Annotated in this window: 1 protein-coding gene and 1 pseudogene; both read left to right on the forward strand. The window is 35.4% G+C overall.

Features of this window, described 5'->3' with window-relative positions; translation table 11 throughout:
* Positions 1-125 precede the first annotated feature (125 nt).
* Positions 126-980, forward strand: coding sequence for a RagB/SusD family nutrient uptake outer membrane protein (locus CLV62_RS21425; protein ID WP_245904164.1), 855 nt, complete (start codon positions 126-128; stop codon positions 978-980).
* A gap of 194 nt (positions 981-1,174) precedes the next feature.
* Positions 1,175-1,313 (forward strand): annotated as a pseudogene (locus tag CLV62_RS21430) (aldo/keto reductase); the annotation flags it as partial.

Below are 1,313 nucleotides of genomic sequence, written 5' to 3' on the forward strand. Positions count from 1 at the left end.
CAGAAAGTCAGATCAACATCCGGACTACTAGTACATACGATGGGTAAAATTGCAATCGCATTTATTTATCTAATTTTTTAAATACTGATTCGCATTACTATATTATCGACCCTCAGTATGAAGAATTGTTCTGGGAAGAAAAGGAATTCAGTAAAGAAATTATCTTAAGTACCCAATATCAGGAAGATGTTTACTCCAATGTTCTTCCTCAGTATTTATGGCCTATTATGAGTGGAGGATGGCATCAATTTTGTCCATATAATAATTTAGTAAAAGTATACGAGTGTATCGATGGCAAAACAATAGATGAATCTCCGTTATATGATAAGAATAATCCTTACGAAAACAGAGACCCTCGCTTGGATTATACTATATTTATCTCGGATCGGACTAAATTCAAAGGGCAGATATTTATTTCACGTCCGGGGTCAGGTTCGGTCGATGATTTTACTAAATATAATTACAACGGATATTCTATCAAGAAATTTTGTGATGAAAATTATAACGGAAATTTAATGAATTCAGGATGTAACTGGACACTCATTCGTTATGCAGAAGTCTTGTTAAGCTATTTAGAGTCAATGCTCGAATCAGGAGCGGCTATCGATCAGGCATTACTCAATTCTACCATCAACAAGGTACGTGGTCGTCAGGCAGTTCAAATGCCTCCGGTTACGATTACCGATCAGAATAAGCTTCGCGAAATAGTGAGAAGGGAACGCCGTGTAGAATTTGCATTCGAAGGTCTCAGGTATTATGATATACTGCGTTGGGGTATAGCAGCCGACGAATTAAACGGTACTTTTACGGGGATGAAATTGACCAATGATCCGGCTAATTATACAAGTTATAAGGTTGACGATGAAGGTTATTATATTTTTGAAACTAAAAAATTTAAGAAAGGAACACATGAGCTTTGGCCTATTCCCCTATCGGAAATGCAGATTAATAAAAATCTGGTTCAGAATGCAGGTTATTAAGTGAGTATATAAATAGCTTCTCTTTTTAAACAAGCTCAATATATATATATTGAGCTTGTTTTTGCTTTATTTGTCTTACATTATGGGAAAAAGAAAGTAAGAATTACTTGTGCAAAGCTTTGCATATCTTTTCCTTACAGGTTTAGCGTTATAATTTCAGCTTATCTCTATTTTTGATGAAAATATTGAATACTATGGAATACAGAGAACTTGGAAAAACGGGAATGAAGATATCGAGTCTGAGTTTCGGTGCTTCTTCACTTGGTGGTGTTTTTCATCACATACTGGAGTCGGAAGGGATAGAATCCGTATTTACAGCTATAGAAAACGGCA

Source organism: Indolivaga alginatilytica, assembly GCF_003201355.1.
GTDB lineage: Bacteria > Bacteroidota > Bacteroidia > Bacteroidales > Dysgonomonadaceae > Dysgonomonas_A > Dysgonomonas_A alginatilytica.